The sequence below is a fragment of the Streptomyces mesophilus genome, from assembly GCF_011044995.1.
In the GTDB taxonomy this organism is placed as follows: Bacteria; Actinomycetota; Actinomycetes; order Streptomycetales; family Streptomycetaceae; genus Streptomyces; species Streptomyces mesophilus.
Window position 1 is genome coordinate 22680 of record NZ_JAAKZW010000002.1, and the last position, 20781, is coordinate 43460.

A 20781-nucleotide genomic window follows, 5' to 3' on the forward strand; every position below is an offset into this window, starting at 1 on the left:
TGGCAGCGAAGCAGGCTGGGGCTCGACCGGCCGGTGCTGCAGAGAGGGAACGGCGTCTCTCCGCCCGGACCTTCTAGTGGTCGGTGCCTCCTCCGCCCGCCGCCCGCAGCTGGTCGTGGACGGCGTATCCGGCGGCTGATCCGGACGCCGTCCGTACCCGCGTACCGCCGTCCACGAGCAGGTCTGTGCCCGTCACCCAGCGCGCGGCGTCCGAGACCAGCCAGTGCACCGCCTCGGCGATGTCCTCGGGCTCGCCGATCCTGCCGAGCGGCAGCCCGTCCGCGATCCGCCGTTCGGCGCCCTCCCAGACGAAGCGGGCCATCTCGGTGCGCACCAGGCCGGGGGAGACGGCGTTCACCCGTACCCCCGGGGCGAGTTCACCGGCGAGCTGGCGGGTGAGGTGCGCCAGGGCCGCTTTGCTCGTGCCGTACGCGCCGACGTTCGGTCCGACGCCATGGGTGCCCTCGGTGCCGATGTTCACGACGGCCCCGCCGTGCTCGCGCATCCAGGCCCGCCACGCCAACTGGACCAGCCGGAGCGGGGCTTCGACATTGGTGGCGAAGGCCGCGGTCCAGTGGTCGGGGTCGGCGTCCATCAGGGGACCGTACGGCTGGTTCGTGGCGGCGTTGTTCACGAGGATGTCTAGGCGCCCGAACGCCTCGACGGTCCGGCGTACGCAGGCCGCGAGGTGGTCCGCGTCGGCCACGTCTCCCGCGCAACCGACGGCCCTCACCCCGGACTTGTCCAGGTCATCGACGGCCCGCCGCACCCCGTCGGGATCGCGCCCCGTGACACACACGCCCGCACCCGCCGCCCCGAGCCGGTGGGCGACGGCGAGGCCGATCCCGCGCGTCGCACCGGTCACCAGGGCTGCCCTGCCGTCGAGTTCGCGTTCCGCTCCTTGAGATGCCATCCGCGTACGGTGACATGACGGGGCGTCAAGAGGGAGAGCCGTGCACTTGGAAGCCGCGCGTAGCCGGCCCTGTCACCTGGGCGTGCGCGACCCGGTCGGCCGCCCGACCGCACCCGCCACCAGCTCGAGCACCGGCCGCCAGTCCTCCATGACCCCGGCGTCGAGACCGACCACCTTCCCGGCGTCGTCGGCCTGCCGCAGCGTGACGGCATCCTCCGCATACGGGTGGGCCGCGAACGCCGCCGCTTCCTCGTGCGTCATCACCCCGCCCTGTGCCCGTAGCGTCAGCGCACTCTGCTGGGACAGAGGGCGGCCGGGCTCGGTCGCGGCGAGGTAGCGCTTGGCGGGTACGTGCAGCCGGACCAGCTCCGCCACCCGGTGACCGAGCAGCGGGCCCACCGCCGCGGCGGCGTGGTCGGCGTGCGCCGCGTCGTCGCCCGGCCGCAGCAGATGACCGAGGTCGTGCACGAGCCCGGCGACCTGGAGCTCCTTGTCGGCGGGGTGGGAGCGGCGCAGGAGTGCGGCGGTCTGCAGGGCGTGGTCGTGCAGATCGACGGGATCGCCGCTGCGGTCCGGGGTGTCCCAGGCGCCCCGGCAGGCGTGCAGCAGAGTCATCAGTTCGTCGATGGTGCGGATGCTCGTCGGTTCGTCGAAGGTGCGGACGCTCGTCACCGTCGGCGACTCGGTGCGCGACTCCATGGCGGCTCCTTCCGGTCCCCGACCGCGGGCGGGGGCGCGACGCGGCGGGGTGGAGTGTGCGGTGCGGATTGCGGGGTGGGGTGTGCGGCTTGTGGGGTATGCGGCGCGGTTTGTGGGCTGTGCGTGCGGTGCCAGGAGAGCAGGCCGGGCTGACCGTGAGGCCAACAGGGGCTGAACCGTGCGCAGCCGAGAGCCTGATCCGGCCGGAATCGGGAAACTGCACCGACGTTTTGCGCCGTATCCCCGGGGTTGTACCAAGACTTTGCCTCCCCATAGAGCGGGGGCGCGCTCATTTGGTTACTCTGGTCGGGACGGACCGTCACAACGGGTTCCACCCACACCCTTGGGTCCGTCCTGGGGCAAGCCGGTCACCACGGTGAGCCCCGCAGGAGACACCGGCGCCACCGCGACCGAACTGGCCGAGACGATGCCCCTACCGGGCGGCCGCGGCGCCCCGGAGTGCGGGCGTTGCCGGTACGACCGGGGGTTACGCGACACATAAGGAGTGCGCGGTGACACCAGACAAGTCCAAGAGTGAGCAACTGGCCCCCAAGGAACGGCGCGACCGAGCCGGCCGCCGGCGCGGGGACCAGCTGGGCAGCCTCGAGGTGTGGGCGCGGTCGGCGCCGATCCGCCTCGCGGGGTACGAGGACGACCTCGCCGAGCCGCACATTCTGCCGAGCGTGGACTGAGGCAAGCACCGGGGTCCGGGCGCGCGCACGTACCTGGTGTGCGCGCCCGGACCTGGGCTCGCGGGGTGGGTGCAACCCTCGGCTCACGCGGTGGGTGCGATCCTCGGCTCAAGGCGTGGGCGCGTGCCGCCGCCACGGGCGCAGTGACTCCAACACCGCGGCCAGGTCCAGGAGTTCGGCCTCCCGGTGTGGCGCCGCCACCAGCTGCACCGCACAGGGCAGCCCTGAGGAGAGCACGCCGAACGGGACCGAAAGCGCGGGCCAGCCCGTGAGGTTCCACACCGGAGTGAGCGGCGAATAGCGGGTGTTGGCGCTGATGTTGCGCAGCCAGCCCCGCTCGTGCCACGCCGCCGCGGCCGGACCCCGGCGGGCGAGTGCCGGGGTCAGCAGGATGTCGTGCTCCTCGAAGAACGGCTCGAGCAGCGCACGCAGCCGGGCCCGCCCCTCGCCGCGCTCCACCCGGGCCAGTGAGCGACGGCCGAGCGCCGCATGCGTACGGGTGCGGCGGGTCAGCTGCTTACGGTCCAGGCTCCGCGCGTCCACATGGGTGCCCGCCGTCCAGTGCGCGAGCGCGGACGCGCCGAGCCAGAGCGGATACGGCGGATCCGCGGCCTCGACCCGATGGCCAGCCCCGGTCAGCGCCTTGCCCGCCTCCTGCGCCGCGGTCCGCCAGGCCTTGGTGACCGGTACGCCCGCCAGCGGACTGCGTACGGAGACCGCGATCTTGAGACGGTCCGTGCCGGCGGCCGGCCGCGGAGGGGCGCCGGAGAGAACCGAGAGCATGAGGCGGGCGTCGGCGACCGTCGTGGCGAGGGGACCGTTCTCCGAGAGCCCGAACCAGCCGCCGCCCAGCTCGCGCGGGACCACTCCGTCGCCGGGCTTGACGCCGAGCACGCCGCAGTTCGCGGCCGGTATCCGCAGTGAGCCCATCCCGTCGTTGCCGAGCGCGAGCGGCACCATCCCGGCCGCCACCGCGGCCGCGCTCCCGCCGGACGAGCCGCCGGCCGTGCGCGAGGTGTCCCAGGGGTTGCGGGCCGTGCCGTGCACCCCGTCCGTCGTACCGAACACGCACAGTTCGGGAACGTTGGTGAGGCCGACCACGATCGCGCCGGCGGCCCGCAGGCGCGCCACCGTCGGATGGTCCTCGGTGGCCGGTGCGTCCGGCGTGGCGGCCGACCCGTTGCGGGTGGACTCGCCGCGTACGGGCAGATTGTCCTTGACCGCCACCGGTACGCCGGCGAGCGGGAGTCGGACCAGATCCGGGTGCGTGGCGAGCGCCTCCGCCTCCGCGAGCGCCTCGCGTGCGCGGACCTTGCGGAAGGCGCCCACACGGGCGTCGAGCAGTTCGATCCGCGCGAGATGCTCCTCCACGACCTCGCGCGGTGTGACGGTCTTCGCCCGTACGGCCGCGGCGATCTGTTCGGCACTCTGCCCTGCCCAACTGCTCACTGTCGCTCCTCGCCCCGCGCGTACGGCGCCGCCGCCCGCTTCTCGATGATCCCGCCCCTCAGGCCAGCACTGTGCCGCGTCCGGCGCTCCCCGTCGAGGCTGCGCGGCGCGAGTGCGCCCGTGCATCGCCGGGCGGCATGTCCGGGTGCTCAAGGTCGACTGACGGTCCTGAACGACCCGACAGGCCAGGGTGATCCGACCTCTTCGCGAGCAAGTCACCGGATCTTGGCGGCTGCGAGGTCTTGTGCAGCTGGAGACCTCCGATGAATACTCGTGCTGCCTCAGAGGTCTGATGAAAGAGAGAGCCGTGACGCCAACACCCGCTCGTATCACGGCAGTCGACACCTTCGACATCCGCTTCCCGACCTCGGCCGAGCTCGACGGCTCCGACGCCATGAACCCCGACCCCGACTACTCCGCCGCCTACGTCGTGCTGCGCACCGACGCCGGCGACGGGCGCGAGGGGCACGGGTTCGCCTTCACCATCGGGCGCGGCAACGACGTCCAGGTGGCCGCCATCGAAGCCCTGCGCCCGCATGTCGTCGGCCGGCCGGTGGAGGAACTCTGCGCCGATCCGGGCTCGTTGAACCGCGACCTGATCGGCGACAGCCAGCTGCGCTGGCTCGGCCCGGAGAAGGGCGTCATGCATATGGCGATCGGGGCGGTCGTCAACGCCGTCTGGGACCTCGCCGCCAAGCGCGCGGGACTGCCGCTGTGGCAGCTCCTGGCACGCGCCGAACCGGCCTGGCTGGTCTCACAGATCGACTTCCGTTACATCGCCGATGTGCTCGGCCCGGACGAGGCGCTCGCCCTCCTGGAGCGCGGCCGGGTGGACGCGGACCAGCGCTCGGCGCGGCTGCGGGTGCGCGGGTACCCGGCGTACACCACCTCGCCCGGCTGGCTCGGCTACTCCGACGAGAAGCTGGCCCGTCTCGCACGCGAGGCCGTCGCCGACGGCTTCACCCAGATCAAGCTGAAAGTCGGCGCCGACCTCAAGGACGATCTGCGCCGGATGGCCGCCGCGCGGGCCGCCGTGGGCGCGGACTTCCGCATCGCCGTGGACGCCAACCAGCGCTGGAACGTGGACGAGGCGATCACCTGGACCCGGGCGCTCGCACCGTACGACCCGTACTGGATCGAGGAACCCACCAGCCCGGACGACGTGCTCGGCCATGCCGAGATCCGCCGCTCGGTCGCGCCCGTGAAGGTCGCGACCGGTGAACACGTACAGAACCGCATCGTCTTCAAGCAGCTCCTCCAGGCCGGCGCGATCGACATCCTGCAACTGGACGCGGCCCGCGTCGGCGGCGTCAACGAGAACCTGGCGATCCTGCTGCTCGCCGCCAAGTTCTCCGTCCCCGTCTGCCCGCACGCCGGCGGCGTCGGACTGTGCGAACTCGTCCAGCATCTGGCGATGTTCGACTACGTGGCGCTCAGCGGCACCACCGACGACCGGATGATCGAGTACGTCGACCATCTCCATGAGCACTTCCAGGACCCGGTCGTCATCAGCGACGGCCACTACGTTGCCCCGTCCGCGCCCGGTTTCTCCGCGGCCATGCACCCCGAGTCCTTGGAGCGCTACCGCTATCCGGACGGTACGTACTGGGCCGAGGCCCTTCCCACACCGGACCCGCACCACCATGATCTTCTGCAGCGGAAGGGAGCAGCGGCATGACCGAGTTCGACGGGCTCAAGGCCCTTGTCACCGGCGGCGCCTCGGGCATCGGCCGGGCCACGGCGGAACTCCTCGCGGCACGCGGAGCGCAGGTCACCGTCCTCGACCTCGCCCCGGAGTCGGTGGACAAACCGCTGCTCGCCCGGCGCGCGGACGTCACCGACGACGCCTCCGTACGGGAAGCGGTGGCCGCGGCCGCCGAGGAGATGGGCGGCCTGGACATCCTGGTCAACAACGCGGGGATCGGCGCCCAGGGCACCGTCGAGGACAACGACGACGAGACGTGGCACCGCGTCCTCGACGTCAATGTGCTCGGCATGGTCCGCACCACGCGCGCCGCGCTGCCCCATCTGCGCGCCTCGCGGCACGCGGCCATCGTCAACACCTGCTCGATCGCCGCGACCGCGGGCCTGCCGCAGCGCGCGCTCTACAGCGCCTCCAAGGGGGCGGTGCTCTCCCTCACCCTCGCCATGGCCGCGGATCACGTCCGCGAAGGCATCCGCGTGAACTGCGTCAACCCCGGCACGGTCGACACCCCCTGGGTCGGCCGGCTCCTGGGCGCCGCCGAGGATCCGGCCGCCGAGCGCGCCGCTCTCGAAGCCCGCCAGCCCACCGGCCGGCTCGTCACGGCCGAGGAAGTCGCCGCGGCCATCGCCTACTTGGCGAGCCCGTCCGCCGGCGCGAGCACCGGAGTGGCGCTCGCGGTCGACGGCGGCATGCAGGGCCTCAGGCTCCGGCCGGTGACATCATGATCGCCACCTCCCGCCTCGCCTCGACCGACGTCATGGTCTCGCGCCTGTCGTTCGGCGCCGCCCCGATCGGCGGACTCTTCGCGCCGGTGCCCGACCAGCAGGCGTACGAGGCGATCACCGCCGCCTGGGACGCGGGGATCCGCACCTTCGACACCGCCCCGCACTACGGTCTCGGCCTCTCCGAGCGCCGCCTCGGCGAGGTGCTGCGCGAGCAGCCCCGCCACAGCTACACCCTCTCCACCAAGGTCGGCCGGCTGCTCGAGCCGTACGACGGCGGCGGCGACGATCTCGCGGCCGGCGGCTTCGCGGTGCCCGCGACGCACCGCAGGGTCTGGGACTTCACCGCGGACGGCGTCCGGCGCAGCATCGAGAGCAGTCTGGAACGCCTCGGCCTCGACCAGGTCGACATCGTCTATCTGCACGACCCCGACGACCACGAGGAATGGGCGTTCCGCGAGGGCTATCCGGCGCTGGAGCAACTGCGTTCCGAAGGCGTGGTGGGCGCGATCGGCGCCGGAATGAACCAGGCCGAAATGCTGACCCGCTTCATCACGGACACCGACACCGATGTGGTCCTGGCCGCCGGGCGCTACACCCTCCTCGACCAGATCGCGCTCAAGGCGCTGCTGCCCGAGGCCGAGGCCCGCGGCAGGAGTGTGATCGCCGCGGCCGTCTACAACTCGGGGATCCTCGCCGAACCGCGGCCGGGAGCCACGTACAACTACTCGACCGCGCCCGACGACCTGCTGGCCCGGGCCCGGCGCATCAAGGAGCTCGCCGAACAGCACGGCACCACGCTGCGCGCGGCCGCGCTCGCCTTCCCCCTGGGACATCCGGCGGTCGCCGGCGTCCTGGTGGGGATGCGCTCGGCCGACCAAGTGCGGGATACGGCACAGCAGTTCGCCACGCCGGTGCCCGCCGGATTCTGGGCCGAGCTCAAGACCGAAGGGCTGCTCGCCGAAGACGTGCCGGTGCCCGGGGAGGCGGCGGCCGGATGAGAGTCGCGCTGCACACCCGGGTCCGTGCGGACCGGATCGACGAGTACGAGGCCGCGCATCGCGAGGTGCCGGGGGAACTCGTCGCCGCGATCCGGGCGGCGGGCGCGCACTCCTGGACGATCTGGCGCAGCGGCACGGACCTCTTCCACCTCCTCGAATGCGAGGACTACGCCGCGCTGCTCGCCGCACTGGAGAAGCTGCCGGTCAACATCGCCTGGCAGGCCCGCATGGCCGAGCTCCTGGACGTGATCCACGACTACTCGGCGGAAGGCTCGGACGCCTCGCTGCCGGTTGTGTGGGAGCTGCCGTGACGACCATGGTGCGGGAGCTGCCGTGACCCTCGTCGACGCGCATCACCACGTGTGGGACCTCGCGGTCCGCGACCAGGACTGGATCACCGGCCCCGAACTGGCCCCGATCCGCCGGGACTTCACCCTCGCCGACCTGGAACCGGAGGCCCGGGCGGCGGAGGTCTCCGCCACCGTCCTGGTCCAGACGGTCACCGTGGCGGACGAGACCCCCGAGTTCCTGGCCCTGGCCGCCGCGAGCGACCTGGTCGCGGGAGTCGTCGGCTGGACCGACCTCACCGCCCCGGATGTCGCGGACGAACTGGCACGGCTGCGCGAACTCCCGGGCGGCGCACACCTGGTGGGCATCCGGCACCAGGTCCAGGGCGAGCCCGACCCCGGGTGGCTGCTGCGTCCGGACGTACGCAGAGGACTGGTCGCGGTCGCCGGCGCGGGCCTCGCGTACGACCTGGTGGTGAAACCGCACCAGCTGGCGGCCTGCGTGCAGGCGGCCGCGGGACTTCCCGAGCTGACCTTCGTCCTCGACCACCTCGGCAAACCGGCGATCGCGGACGGCGGGCTGGAGCCCTGGGCCTTTGACGTGCGGGCCCTTGCCGCACTGCCCAACACCGTCGCCAAGCTCTCGGGCCTGGCGACCGAGGCGGACTGGGCGCGCTGGACGGTGCGCGATCTGCGCCCGTACGCCGAGACGGCCCTGGAGGCCTTCGGGCCCGCGCGGCTGATGTTCGGCTCGGACTGGCCGGTGTGCCGGCTCGCGGCCTCGTACGGGGAAGTCCTCGACACCGCGCGGGAGTTGACCGCCGGCCTCGACGAGAGCGAGCGTCGGGAAATCTTCGCCGGAACGGCGAGGCGGGTCTACGGGCTCTCAGCGCTCTGACCCACGGGCTCTCAGCGCCCTGATCCACGGGCTCTCAGCGCCCTGAGGGGTCCGGGGTCTCCGCGGTGCTCCGGGGCGTGTCGAGCCGCGTCGGCGGCAGGAACTCCCGTACGTAGGCCCGCTGCCACCACGCCCCGGTCGCCCGCAGCTCGTCCCAGGTCGTATAGCGGTAGCGGTACACGCGCGCCCGGACGAAGCGCGGCGGCGCGTCGGGGAACGGGTTGTGGCGCAGCAGCCGCAGCGTGTCCCGGTCGCCGTCGAGCAGCCGTTCCACGAACGGTCCGAACCAGCTGCGGGCATACGCGGGGGAGAGCGCCGCGAACCACATCATCCAGTCGAGCCGCAGATGGTACGGGGCGAACTGGCGGGGCAGCCGGGTGAGTTCACCTGGCTTGCCGTGGAAGCCGTACTCCTTCCAGCCGGCCCCGTCCGGCAGCGGGACCGCTTCCTCGGTGCCCTCGACCGCGATCTCCTGACGGACGCGCCCGACCGTGCCGAACGCGCCGTAGGTGTTGACCAGATGGAGCGGGTCGAAGGAGGTGTTCATGACCTGGCGGCGGGAGAGCAGATTGCGCGCCGGGCGGTAGCTCAGGACGAGGACCAGCGCCGTCACGGCAAGGACGAGGACCTCGTGCCAGAGAGGAGGCCGGGACAGCGCGGGCGGTGCGCCCGTCACCGGCGTGAAGTCGATCGCGGAGACCGCGAGCGCGATCGTCAGCCAGTTCAGCCAGGCGAAGTTGCCGGACAGGACCAGCCACAGCTGGGTGAGGGCCATGACGGCCGCCGCGTACGAGGCGACGGGCTGTGGAGTGAACAGCAGGAACGGCAGAGCGAGTTGGGTGACGTGGTTCGCCGCCGCCTCGACCCGGTGCAAGGGCCTGGGCAGATGGTGGAAGAACCAGCTCAGCGGGCCCGGCATCGGCTGGGTCTCGTGGTGGTAGTCCAGACAGGTCAGCTTGCGCCAGCACGCGTCCCCGCGCAGTTTGATCAGCCCGGCGCCGAACTCCACCCGGAACAGCACCCAGCGCAGCAGGAAGAGGACCAGGAGCGGCGGGGCCAGATCGTGCGGGCCGAGGAAGACCGCGAGGAAGCCGACCTCGAGAAGCAGCGACTCCCAGCCGAAGCCGTACCAGGTCTGCCCCACGTTCACGATCGAGAGATAGAGCAGCCAGGGCAGTGCCCACAGCACCATGCCCGCCCACAGGGGCAGTTCGGCGTCCAAGCCCGCCAGGAGGGCGAGCGAGCACAGAACTCCCGTCCAGGCGACGGCCGCGAACAGGCGGTCCGAGTAGCGCAGCTGGAACAGGCTCGGCGCCCGCCAAAACGGCACCCGCGCCACGAACCGGGGCACCGGCAGCATGCCCCGCTCACCGATCAGCGCACGGAACTGCAGGGCCGCGCCGAGAAAGGCCAGCAGATACACGGCGGCGAGCACCCGCTGGAAGACGAGGCGGGCGAGCCAGTAGTCGGGCGCCGTGAACCACTCCACCTCTCCATTGTGGGTTGCGGGGCCCAAAACGCGATTCACACAATGAGGGACGTACGGCCAGAAAACAGGCGGGAGAACGGCGTGCACTCACCGACCAGGCGCTATGTCACAGCCCTCGCGATATCCGGAGCCCTGCTGGTCGCGGGCTGCTCCAGCGGCGGCGAGAACGACGCGGGCGATACGGGCAGTGACAAGGAACTGTTCCTCCAGCCCGTCGCCGCGGCCGGCCCGGATCCCTTCACGGACTCGACCGCGAAGGTCACCGAGACTCCGCCCCCTGTCACCCGTACGCCGCAACCGTCGCCGACCCAGTCCGCCTCGCCCTCGCAGGCCGGGGTCAGGAGCTACCAGGGTTCGACGCCCGGTCTGTACGGCGGAACGCAGTCCGTCAGCAGCTGCGATGTCGAGCAGCAGGTCCGCTTCCTCACCGCCGACCAGGCCAAGGCCCGCGCGTTCGCGCAGGTCGAGGGGATCTCGCAGGGCGATGTCCCGAGCTGGCTGCGCGGCCTCACCCCCGTACAGCTGCGGGTCGACACCCGCGTCACCAATCACGGCTACAGCGGCGGACAGGCCACCAGCTTCCAGTCCGTGCTCCAGGCGGGCAGCGCGGTGCTGGTCGACAACCGGGGCCTGCCGCGGGTGCGCTGCGCCTGCGGCAATCCGCTGACGCCGCCCGCCGCTCTGCACAAGGACGCGACGCATCACGGTCAGCCGTGGCAGGGCTACCACCCCACGAACGTCATCGTGGTCAAGCCGTCCACCACCGTGATCAACAACATCACGATCATCAACATCACCAACAACACCTGGATCGAGCGGCCGATCGGCGACGACGGCGACAAGGACAAGATCGTCCCGCCGCCCACGCCCACGCCCGACCCCACGGACATCGACCCGACGGACCCGGACGACCCGACGACCGAGCCGCCCACGGACGACCCGACCACCGACCCGGACGACCCGACCACCGATCCGGACGACCCGACGGACGACCCGACGGGCACCGACCCGGCGGAGTCCGACAGCGCGACGCCCGACGGCGACGAGACCAGCGATACGCCGAGCCCGACCGACTGCCCGACGGTCTCCCCGACGCCCACCGCCCCCGGTGCGCCGACGCCGACCATCCCGGCCGGATGCCCGATCCCGCTGCCCGTCCCGGTGCCGGACACCGACACACCGGCGCCGGACGGCGGTGACGTCACGCAGCCGGACGGCGGCGAGAACCCGCCGCAGGAGCCGACGGACCGTACGGACATCCCGAGCCTGCCGCAGGACGAGACCGTGCCCGACGGCCCCGGTGACCAGACCGGGCCCGACACGGTCCCGGACGCCCCCGATGTCGAGCCCGGTCCTGACACCCCGTTCATCCCGGACCCGACCCTGCCGGAGTCCTTCACCGGCTGACGGCACCCGGATCGGACCTGACGGCCCCGGATCGGGCCTGACGGCCCCCGGATCGAACCCGTACACCGAATCTCGTCCTTCCGGCCGGACACCCCGGCCGGAAGGACGAAGCATGGACAAGGCGGCGCGTGGTGTTCTCGGAACTCCTGCCCGTACGCCGTTTCCAGGGGGAAGCTCCGTGCTGCACGTCCTCTACCTCGTCGGAGTCGCCTCCTTCGCGGCCAGTGGTGTCCTCGCCGCGCACCGCGCGAACATGGACCCCTTCGGTGGCATCGTCCTGGCCTTCGCCGCCTCCATATCCGGCGGCACCCTGCGCGACCTGATCCTCGGCCGGCACCCGCTGTACTGGACGCACGACTGGGTGCTGCTCACCGTGATCAGCTGCACGGCCGTCGCCACGATGCTCTATCTGCGGCGCTGGGAGCTGCCCCACCGCTCCCTGATGACCGTGGACGCGATCGGCCTCGCCGTGGTGACCGTGATCGGGGCGCGGGCCGCGCTCGACGCCGGGGTCACCCCGTTCGCGGTCATCATTTTGGCGGTGCTCACGGGTGTCACCGGTGAAGTCGTACGCGATGTGCTGTGCGGAGAGTTCCCGCCGCTGCTCCTTCGCGAGGAGGTGTACGCGACCGCCGCCCTCGCCGGCGCCGTCGGGTACCTCCTGCTGCACTGGGCGGGCGCATCGGACACGCTCGGCACCGTGGTCGCCGCCGGTCTTGTCTTCGCCCTGCGGATGGCGGCGATCCACCGGGAGCTGCATCTGCCGCGCCTGGCGGACTCGGCCACGAGGGCCGCGGAGCGCCGGGTCCGCTGAGGGCCCCGCACGCCCAGCGCACCGGTACGGGCAAACCGTGGCAAAGTGGACGCATGTCCGAGCCGGACCGCTGGCCTGCGCCGCCCGAAACGATCCTCGCGCTGAACCGCACGGGCAGCTTCGACTGGGATCTCGAGAGCGGCCAGATGTACATGGATCCCGCAGCCCATGACGTCTTCGACGTGACCCCGGACGAATACGACAGCCGGCCTGAGGCGCTGGGTGTCCGCGTACCGCCGCACGAGGCCCACCGTCTGGACGCCGTGGTCTCCGAAGCGCTCAAGAACGGCAGCCGGACCTACGGCGCCTACTTCCGGCTGCGCCGCAGGGACGGCTCGCTGCGCTGGACCCATACCCAGGGCTACATCTGCCGCGACGACAACGGACGGCCGCGCCGGATCCTCGGCATCATCCGGGACGCCGAGGAGGAACTGCTCGAAACCCGGATCCGGATGGAGCACGACGCCGAGACCCGCCGCCAGACCAGCATCGTCGAGGGCACCACGGCGGCCCTGGCCCACGCCCGCACCGTGCAGGACGTCATCGACGTACTCGACGAGACCCAGGGCCTGGCGAACCTCGGCGCGGCGAGCCTGGTCATGGGCCTGGTCGAGGCGGGCCGTATCCATCTCATCGCCGAGGGCCCGCCGGGCGCGTTCGTCCCCGGCACGCGGTTCACACGGATCGACGAGTCGTACCCGATGAGCGAAGTCGTGCGGACGCTCGCGCCGCGGTTCATCGAGAGCCGCGAGGACTTCGCGGACTCCTATCCCCTCCTGTGGCCGCACATCAGCCACCTCAACATCACGTCGGCCGCGTATCTGCCGCTGATCGCGCAGGCCCGTCCGATCGGCGCGCTCGGGCTGCTCTACCAGGACAAGACCGGCTTCACGGCCGACGAACGCAACCTCCTGGTCGCGCTCGGCAGCAGCATCGCGCAGTCGCTTCAGCGCGCCATGTTCTACGAGCAGGAGAAGGACCTCGCCGCGGGTCTGCAGCAGGCGATGCTGCCGCGCTCCATCCCCGCCGTCGACGGCGCGGAGATCGCGGTGCGCTATCGCTCGGCGAAGCTGGGCCGGGATATCGGCGGTGACTGGTACGACGTGATCCCGCTGCCCGGCGGGAAGGTCGGCGCGGTCATCGGCGACGTCCAGGGGCACGACACCCATGCGGCCGCGGTCATGGGCCAGTTGAGGATCGTGCTGCGTGCGTACGCCGCCGAGGGGCACACGCCCGCCACGGTCATGGCCCGCGCCTCCGTCTTCCTGCACGAACTCGACACGGACCGGTTCGCGACCTGCCTCTACGTCCAGGCGGACCTCACCACGGGAGTCGTCCAGCTCGTACGGGCCGGCCATATCGATCCGCTGCTTCGCGCCAAGGACGGCACGTGCCGGCGCGCGCCCGTGGCCGGGGGCCTGCCGCTCGGTCTCTCCGCCGAGTTCGGGCGCCTGGAGTATCCGGTCACCACCCTCGAACTCGACCCGGGCCAGACCCTGTTGCTGTGCACCGACGGCCTGGTCGAAGAGCCCGGGCACGACCTCGACGAGGGCGTGCAGTCCCTCACCGCGCAGGTCGCGTCGGGGCCCGCCGACCTCGAGGCGCTCGCCGAGCGGCTTGTCGAGGACGCCGACCGGCGCGGCGGCGACGACGACGCGGCCCTGCTCCTGCTGCGCCGCCGGGGTTCCGCCGCCCCCAAGTCCGGCGGCCGGCTGCAGCAGCATGTCGCGCCGAACGACCCGATGGCGCTGCGGGAGGCCCGCCATATGGTCCGCGCGGCCGTACGCGCCTGGGGCGCCCGCGACCGCTCCGACGAAATCGAGCTGGTCGCCGACGAGTTGGTCACCAACGCCCTGATGCACACCGAAGGGGCCGCGATCATCACGTTGCGCGTCCTGTCCGGAGTCGAACGCCGGATGCGCGTCGAGGTCGAGGACACCTCCAGCGCCCTGCCCCGCCGCCGCGAAGCCGGCGAGGAAGGCGTCTCGGGCCGCGGCCTCCTCCTGGTCGACCGCCTCGCCGACGTCTGGGGCGTGGAGTCCCGGGGGAGCGGCAAGGCCGTCTGGTGCGAGTTCACAGTCCCGAACCGCGACTGAGCCCGAACCGCCGCTGCTCGTGCGGGAGTACGCGCCCGGCTGCCCCTCCGACGGCTGACGCGTCGCCACAGGTTCAACCTCTGCACGGCGTAATCAAGCCGTCCGCACCTGTTTCCCGTCCCGTTCCCTCCGGCCCCTAGCGCCCCGATGTGACCACGACGATGCTGACGCGCGACATCTGCCCCCAGGGCAACTCGCCGTCACGCAGGAGTAGTTGTGGCTTCAGGCATAGCCGGGCGCTGGGTCGCGCTGGTGGCGACCGTAGCTGCCATGACGGCGGGGGCTCTCACCCCCGCCGTCGCCGATTCCGGGACCGATCCCAGACCCGCGAACAGCGCGGAGATACGCCGGCCCGTCGCACCGCCGCCCGCGAGCGGACCCGGCGCCGGGGTGCGGTCGATCGTCGACGGGGACGGGATCGAGACCGCGCGCAGCGCCCGGCCCATCGCGCCGGGCGTCGCGCTCACCTCGTACGACCGACTCGAGTCGGACAAATGGCTGCGGGTCGACGCGCTGAGCGTGGATCTGGGCAAGGGGACCGAGGCGGACTACCTGCACTCCGGGAAGGTCGCCGAGCGGCGGACCGTGTCCGAGCTGGCCGCCGCGCACGACCCGGGCAAGGGCCGGCGGACCGTCGCCGCCCTCAACGCGGACTTCTTCGACATCAACGAGACCGGGGCCCCGCAAGGCGCCGGCATCAAGGACGGGCAGCTCGTGCAGTCGCCCGCGCCGGGCGCGCATCGCGCCGTGGGGATCGGGCCCGAGGATGCGGGCAGGGTCCTGGAGGTCTACTTCGAGGGGACGTTGACGGTCCCGCAGGGCGAGCACGCGCTCGCCGCGTACAACGCCGCGAACGTACCGGCCGGCGGCATCGGCGCGTACACCGACGCCTGGGGCACAGCCGACCGCGCACTGACCGTCGACAAGGCGACCCCTGTGGCCGAGGCACTCGTCGAGGACGGCAAGGTCGTCTCGGTGAGCGACCGCGTCGGCAGCGGACCGATCGCCGCGGGTGCCACCGTGCTCGTCGGGCGCGAGGCCGGCGCCGAGGTGCTCAAGGGTCTCCGGGCCGGGGACGCGGTGAGCATCGCGTACCGGCCGAGGACCGAGGGCGAAGTGCCGCGCACGGCCGTCGGCGGACGCGAACTCCTCGTCGTCGACGGCGTCGCCCAGAACCACGAGGGCCAGGGCAACAACACCGCAGCCCCGCGCACCGCCGTCGGCTTCTCCGCGGACGGCCGCCGGATGCACATCCTCACCGTCGACGGCCGCCAGGCCGACAGCGGCGGCGTCACCCTCACCGAACTCGGCGTGATGATGAAACAGGCCGGCGCGCACAACGCCCTGAACCTCGACGGCGGCGGCTCCTCCACGCTCATCGCCCGCGAGCCGGGCAGCGACGCGCTCCAGGTCGAGAACAGCCCCTCCGACGGCAGCGAACGCACCGTCCCCAACGGCCTCGCGCTCACCGCGCCCGACGGCACCGGCCGCCTCGAGGGCTACTGGGTCGAGACCCGCACACCCGCGCTCGCCGCACCGACCGCCGACCCCGTGCGCGGCGGCCACCCCGAGCGCGTCTTCCCCGGTCTCAGCCGCGTGCTCACCGCCGCCGGACACGACGAGACCTACGGGCCCGCCGCGGGCCGGCCGCACTGGCGGGCCGAGCGCGCGGACATCGGCCGCGTCTCGGACGACGGACTCTTCACCGCCCGCCGCAGCGGCACCACCGAGGTCCGCGCGAGCAGCGGATCCGCCCACGGCAGCACCGAGTTGACGGTCGTCGACGACCTCGCCCGTATCGAACCCACCACCCGCCGCGTCGGCCTCGCGGACGCGTCGGCGACCGGCACGTTCGGGCTCGTCGGCTATGACGTGCACGGCACCAGCGCGCCCATCGAGCCGCGCGACGTGCGGCTCGACTACGACCGGGCGCAGTTCGAGATACGCGACGACGGACGCGGAGCGTTCACCGTCACACCCCTGAGCGCCAAAGGCGCCGGCCAGATCAAGGCCACCGTCCAGGGCGAGGAGACCCTGCTCGTCGTCAGCATCGGCCTCGACGAGCAGCCCGTCGCCGCCTTCGACGACGCCGCGAACTGGACCTTCAGCCACGCCCGCGCCGCCGGAAAGGCCGAGCCGACCCCCGACGGACAGACCGGCACCGGCCTCAAGGTGACGTACGACTTCTCGCTCTCCACCGCCACCCGCGCCGCCTATCTGACCCCGCCCCAGCGCATCGCGGTCCCCGGCAGTCCACAGTCGTTCAAGCTGTGGATCAAGGGCGACGGCAAGGGCGCCTGGCCCAGCCTGCACCTCAAGGACGGCGCCGGATCCGACCTGGTGCTGCGCGGCCCGTACGTCACCTGGACGGGCTGGCAGCAGGTCACCTTCACCGTGCCGCAGAGCACGCCGATGCCGCTGTCCGTCTTCCGCTTCTATCTGGCGGAGGCCACCGCGGCCAAGCAGTACACCGGAGAGGTCGTCATCGACGAGCTCACCGCCCAGGTGCCACCCAGCGTGGAGGTGCCCGAACAGCCCACCGTGGCCGACGAGTTGATCGACTCGGCAGCCGAGACGGAGGGCCGCGACTGGCAGTTCGCGGTGATGTCCGACGCCCAGTTCGTGGCCCGTGAGCCCGGGAGTCCGATCGTTCAGCAGGCCCGCCGCACCCTGCGCGAGATCAAGGCGGCCCGGCCGGACTTCCTCGTCATCAACGGCGACCTCGTCGACGAGGGCGCCCCCGCCGACCTCGCCTTCGCCCGCACGATCCTCACCGAGGAACTCGGTGACACCGTGCCCTGGTACTACGTGCCCGGCAACCACGAGGTGATGGGCGGGAAGATCGACAACTTCACCGCCGAATTCGGCCCCGCCCAGCGGGTGTTCGACCACGAGGGCACCCGGTTCGTCACCCTCGACACCTCCAGCCTGTCGCTGCGCGGCGGCGGCTTCGCCCAGATCAAGGCCCTGCGTGCCGCACTCGACCAGGCGGCGGAGGATCCCTCGGTCTCCTCGGTCACGGTGATCCAGCACGTACCGCCGCGCGACCCGACCCCGCAGAAGGGCAGTCAGCTCGGCGACCGCAAGGAGGCCGCGCTGCTTGAACAGTGGCTCGGTGACTTCCGCCGTACGTCGGGCAAGGGCGCCGCGTTCATCGGCAGCCATGTCGGGGTGTTCCATGCCGCGCACGTCGACTCGGTGCCGTATCTGATCAACGGCAACTCCGGGAAGAACCCCGCGGGACCCGCGGACAAGGGCGGCTTCACCGGCTGGTCCCTGGTCGGCGTCGACCGCGTGACGCGCGGCGAGCAGGCCGAGGCGCGGCAGCGGCCGTGGCAGGGCGGCCCCGACTGGATCTCCGTGCAGACCCGCGCCCACGCGGACTCGCTCGCCCTCACCGCGCCGCAGACACTCGCGCCCGGACAGAGCGGGGACGTCGAGGCGACGGTCACGCAGGGCACCCGTCAGGTCCCGGTCGCCTTCCCGGTGAGCGCGGACTGGACCGGATCGCCGAACGTGCACATCGGCGACCCGGACGACGCCCGGCGCCGGCACGTGGCCGCGTACGACCCGGACACGGGCGAGCTCACCGCGCTGCGGCCGGGCAGCGTGACGCTCGCGGTCACGGTGAACGGCCTGACGCAGCGGGCCGAGGTGCTCATCGCGAGCGCCGCTGACCTGCGGGTCGCCGCGGCGGACGGGGCCTGACGCACCGGCCGGACATGCCGGTGGCCCCGGTCCGAACGTCCGGACCGGGGCCACCGAAGGCGCGTACGAGCGATCAGAGCACGCCGGAGTCGGCGATGGTGATCGAGCCGCGAGTGCGGCCGCTGCCCGAGCCCAGGGACTCGATCTTCTTGACGAGCTTCATCGAGTCCTCGTCGGCGACCTCGCCGAACACCACGTGCTTGCCGTCGAGCCACCCCGTCACGATGGTGGTGACGAAGAACTGCGAACCGTTGGAGTTCGGGCCGGCGTTGGCCATCGAGAGCAGACCCGGACGGTCGTGCTTCAGCGTGAAGTTCTCGTCGGCGAACTTCTCGCCGTAGATGCTCTTGCCGCCGGTGCCGTCACCGCGGGTGAAGTCACCGCCCTGGAGCATGAACTCGGGGATGACGCGGTGGAACGGCGAGCCCTTGTAGCCGAAGCCCTTCTCACCGGTGCACAGCGCGCGGAAGTTCTCCGCCGTCTTCGGGACGACGTCGTCGAAGAGGTTGAAGTTGATCCGCCCGGCGGGGGCGCCGTCGATGTCGATGTCGAAATAGACCTTGGTTGTCATGCGTCCCATCCTGACATCCCGCCGGGGGTGAGATGTCCACACCCCCACGATCGTGTCTCCGCGCGTCACCTCTGACCTGGGCAAACGAGTTCGCGGCAGGCCCCCGCGCTGCGGTACCGTCGGCGGTCGAGGAGGCACGCATGCAGCAGAGCACGACGGCGCGGATACGGCCGGGGCACGAGGACGATCTCGAAGAGCTCACCCGGATCTACAACCACTACATCGTCGAGACGCCGATCACCTTCGACATCGACCCGGTCACGGTGGTCCAGCGCCGCGACTGGCTCCTTGCCCACCCCGCGCAGGGCCCGCACCGGCTGCTCGTCGCGGAGGAGGACGGCAAGATCGTCGGCTACGCGACCAGCAGCGCCTTCCGCCCCAAGCTCGCGTACCTCACCTCCGTGGAGACCAGCGTCTACCTCGCGCCCGAGTACGGCGGCCGCGGCCTGGGCAGCCGGCTGTACAGCGCCCTCTTCGAGCTCCTCGCCGAGGAGGACGTCCACCGCGCGTACGCGGGGATCACCGTCCCCAACGAGGCCTCCTTCAAGCTGCACGAACGCTTCGGCTTCAAGCCCGCCGGAACGCACCGCGAGGTGGGCCGCAAGTTCGGGCGGTACTGGGACGTGGCGTGGTTCGAGAAGGAGATGCGCTGACGGAGGGAGGGGAAGCAGGGGTCGCCCGCTTCCCCTCAAGACCGCGTCAGCTCAGGAAGGTGCTGGCGCAGTAGGTGTCCGTGACCCACTGGTGCGATTCGATGTTGTTGGCCACCAGTGCCCGGCCGGTGCCTGGACCGTAGGTGCTGAAGCGGTTGTCGGACAGATCGCTGGCGTAGAACTCGGCCTTTCTGATGCAGGCGACCCCGCGCCCGTAATTCTCGGCGTCGTACACCGCGACGGAGAGGCCGGATGTGCCCTTGTGCAGGACCGACTCGGCTTGGTTGGCGTCATAGTTGGTGAAGTTGCCCGACAGGTCACCCCAGTCGTTGTCATTGCCGGCGGCGCGGCCGAGCTGGGTGCCGCAGTTCTTGAAGTCGTACGCGTAGAAGTAGCCCGATGACGCGTTGTGCCACTTGTTGTCGCACTGCCATGACTCCGCCTGGGCGCTCGTCGCAGGGAGCAGAGCTCCGAGCCCGGCCAGGGTCGTTGCCGCGAGCAGGGCAAAGGTTTTGCGCATGGGGCACTCCTCTTCCATTGGGTGGTGTCGCGGGTGATCGGATCAGTCCGGGGCCGTCAGCGGCCCGGGACGCATGCGTACTCGGCGCACAGCTCCCGGGCTCGCTTCAGGGCCCCGTGCTGCATGCGCCGGTAATCGGTGAGCTCGTCGCGGTACTCGTCGAGGCCGTCGACGTATTCGGTCTCCAAGGCCCGTGCCGTACGAACCAGTGCCGTCTCCTTCGTGGCGCATTCGGCCTCGTCCACGGCGAGTTCCACCTCGATGACGTGGGCCTTGTCCCGGCTCACCCCGTGGGTCAGCTGGGGCAGGCGCTCCCGGACCGCTGCCGGATCGGCGAAGTCGTGACCGCGCTTGCTCATGCACGACGCCCACTCCTCGCGCGCGTTGACGAAGCGGCGGTCCTTCAGGATTTCTGGCGCATACAGAGGTACGAGGCCGGTGGCGGCCTTCTCGGCATGGAAGAACGCGGGGAAGTCCCCGTAGAGCTCGCCCTTCGCCTCGGCCACGCAACTGTCCCGAGGTGTCCGCACCGTTCCGCCCGCCGGGAGCTCGGCCGTCAGCATGCCGCCCGACGGGTCACCGTCGAGGGTCTTCGAGTAGCGGATACGCTCGGCCTTCGGGAGCCCTCTGGCGTAGGCGTGGTTGGGGTCGTTGCGCTGCACATCCGCGAGCCCCTCGGAGAGGCGGGTGCCGTACCCGTGCCGACGGGCCCAGGTCACGTCGTCGAGCACGTAGCCGCCCATCTTGCGCTCGGCGAGCGAGGCAACCGGCACCGGCCGATACGTGAAGCCCGTCTCGGCCATGCACTTCTCGATCAGCGCCTCGCGGGCCCGGTCGACGAGCATCTCCTCCGCGTGCGTCAACCTCCGTGGGAGGTCGGCACGTTGGGGCACATCGGCCGCCTCCGCTGCGCAGCCGACCGCGCCCAGCATGACGAGCACGGCGGCCGCTGCTGCGAGAACTTGTTTCAAGGCGGTGCACTCTCCCCCGAGTCGTGTCAGCGCCCCCGCGGCCGCCGCCCCCCGATGCGGCAGCCGCGGGCGTTCCTGCGGCGGCCCCCGTGCTCACCACCACAGTGCTCGACAGACCCTGAACAGACCTTGCAAGGATCTAGAATCCCCAGCGGGGAACGCCCCCAAGAGGGTGCGGCGCGGGAC

Annotated in this window: 18 protein-coding genes; 11 read left to right on the plus strand and 7 right to left on the minus strand. The window is 71.6% G+C overall.

Annotated elements, in window-relative coordinates; all coding sequences use genetic code 11:
- Positions 1-73: 73 nt before the first annotated feature.
- Together G6045_RS00880 and G6045_RS00885 are read right to left on the minus strand one after the other, a co-directional pair.
- Positions 74-913 (minus strand): SDR family oxidoreductase, encoded by an 840-nt coding sequence (locus G6045_RS00880; RefSeq protein ID WP_165329772.1) that lies wholly within the window; start codon positions 911-913, stop codon positions 74-76.
- A 72-nt stretch (positions 914-985) separates the two neighbouring features.
- Complete coding sequence (locus G6045_RS00885; protein ID WP_165329909.1) at positions 986-1528, minus strand: inositol oxygenase family protein; 543 nt, start codon at positions 1526-1528, stop codon at positions 986-988.
- A 596-nt stretch (positions 1529-2124) separates the two neighbouring features.
- Here G6045_RS00885 and G6045_RS00890 point away from each other — a divergent pair.
- Positions 2125-2304: a hypothetical protein gene (locus G6045_RS00890; RefSeq protein ID WP_093607003.1), complete on the plus strand. Its 180-nt coding sequence runs from the start codon at positions 2125-2127 to the stop codon at positions 2302-2304.
- 108 nt (positions 2305-2412) lie between these two features.
- On the opposite strand, the gene G6045_RS00895 is transcribed toward G6045_RS00890, so the two are convergent.
- Positions 2413-3753 (minus strand): amidase, encoded by a 1341-nt coding sequence (locus G6045_RS00895; RefSeq protein WP_165329773.1) that lies wholly within the window; start codon positions 3751-3753, stop codon positions 2413-2415.
- 307 nt (positions 3754-4060) lie between these two features.
- On the opposite strand from G6045_RS00895, the gene G6045_RS00900 reads away from it, so the two are divergent.
- The 5 genes from G6045_RS00900 to G6045_RS00920 are packed head-to-tail and all read left to right on the plus strand — an operon-like array spanning position 4061 to position 8366.
- Entirely contained in the window at positions 4061-5431 is a 1371-nt protein-coding gene (locus G6045_RS00900; protein ID WP_165329774.1) for an enolase C-terminal domain-like protein, read from the plus strand.
- Positions 5428-6183, plus strand: a complete 756-nt coding sequence (locus G6045_RS00905) for an SDR family NAD(P)-dependent oxidoreductase (protein ID WP_165329775.1) — start codon at positions 5428-5430, stop codon at positions 6181-6183. The genes G6045_RS00900 and G6045_RS00905 overlap by 4 nt, the downstream gene beginning before the upstream one ends.
- The gene (locus G6045_RS00910) at positions 6180-7181 is read left to right on the plus strand and encodes an aldo/keto reductase (RefSeq protein ID WP_165329776.1); all 1002 of its coding nucleotides are present in this window, start codon (positions 6180-6182) and stop codon (positions 7179-7181) included. Before G6045_RS00905 ends, G6045_RS00910 begins: the two co-directional genes overlap by 4 nt.
- Positions 7178-7492, plus strand: coding sequence for an L-rhamnose mutarotase (locus G6045_RS00915; protein WP_165329777.1), 315 nt, complete (start codon positions 7178-7180; stop codon positions 7490-7492). The genes G6045_RS00910 and G6045_RS00915 overlap by 4 nt, the downstream gene beginning before the upstream one ends.
- A 22-nt stretch (positions 7493-7514) precedes the next feature.
- A complete protein-coding gene (locus G6045_RS00920; RefSeq protein WP_165329778.1) occupies positions 7515-8366 on the plus strand; it encodes an amidohydrolase family protein in 852 nt (283 codons plus the stop codon).
- 34 nt (positions 8367-8400) lie between these two features.
- Here G6045_RS00920 and G6045_RS00925 read toward each other — a convergent pair whose 3' ends face one another.
- The gene (locus tag G6045_RS00925) at positions 8401-9855 is read right to left on the minus strand and encodes a lipase maturation factor family protein (protein ID WP_165329779.1); all 1455 of its coding nucleotides are present in this window, start codon (positions 9853-9855) and stop codon (positions 8401-8403) included.
- Between the two features lie 81 nt (positions 9856-9936).
- Here G6045_RS00925 and G6045_RS00930 point away from each other — a divergent pair, with 81 nt between their 5' ends.
- The 4 genes from G6045_RS00930 to G6045_RS00945 all read left to right on the plus strand — a co-directional run bounded on the left by G6045_RS00930 (position 9937) and on the right by G6045_RS00945 (position 17880).
- Positions 9937-11262, plus strand: a complete 1326-nt coding sequence (locus G6045_RS00930) for a DUF6777 domain-containing protein (RefSeq protein WP_206343139.1) — start codon at positions 9937-9939, stop codon at positions 11260-11262.
- Positions 11263-11440: 178 nt separating this feature from the next.
- Entirely contained in the window at positions 11441-12076 is a 636-nt protein-coding gene (locus G6045_RS00935) for a trimeric intracellular cation channel family protein (RefSeq protein ID WP_165329780.1), read from the plus strand.
- 53 nt (positions 12077-12129) lie between these two features.
- Positions 12130-14172 carry a SpoIIE family protein phosphatase gene (locus G6045_RS00940; RefSeq protein ID WP_165329781.1) on the plus strand — a complete coding sequence of 681 codons (2043 nt, stop codon included), beginning with the start codon at positions 12130-12132 and terminating at the stop codon, positions 14170-14172.
- A gap of 270 nt (positions 14173-14442) precedes the next feature.
- Positions 14443-17880 carry a phosphodiester glycosidase family protein gene (locus G6045_RS00945; RefSeq protein WP_165329910.1) on the plus strand — a complete coding sequence of 1146 codons (3438 nt, stop codon included), beginning with the start codon at positions 14443-14445 and terminating at the stop codon, positions 17878-17880.
- A 73-nt stretch (positions 17881-17953) separates the two neighbouring features.
- On the opposite strand, the gene G6045_RS00950 is transcribed toward G6045_RS00945, so the two are convergent.
- The gene (locus G6045_RS00950; RefSeq protein WP_165329782.1) at positions 17954-18451 is read right to left on the minus strand and encodes a peptidylprolyl isomerase; all 498 of its coding nucleotides are present in this window, start codon (positions 18449-18451) and stop codon (positions 17954-17956) included.
- A gap of 140 nt (positions 18452-18591) precedes the next feature.
- Here G6045_RS00950 and G6045_RS00955 point away from each other — a divergent pair, with 140 nt between their 5' ends.
- The gene (locus tag G6045_RS00955) at positions 18592-19104 is read left to right on the plus strand and encodes a GNAT family N-acetyltransferase (RefSeq protein ID WP_165329783.1); all 513 of its coding nucleotides are present in this window, start codon (positions 18592-18594) and stop codon (positions 19102-19104) included.
- Positions 19105-19150: 46 nt separating this feature from the next.
- On the opposite strand, the gene G6045_RS00960 is transcribed toward G6045_RS00955, so the two are convergent.
- Together G6045_RS00960 and G6045_RS00965 are read right to left on the minus strand one after the other, a co-directional pair.
- Entirely contained in the window at positions 19151-19624 is a 474-nt protein-coding gene (locus tag G6045_RS00960; RefSeq protein ID WP_165329784.1) for a hypothetical protein, read from the minus strand.
- 56 nt (positions 19625-19680) lie between these two features.
- On the minus strand, positions 19681-20595 hold the full coding sequence (locus tag G6045_RS00965) for a hypothetical protein (protein WP_235967381.1): 915 nt from the start codon (positions 20593-20595) through the stop codon (positions 19681-19683).
- Between the last annotated feature and the right edge of the window lie 186 nt (positions 20596-20781).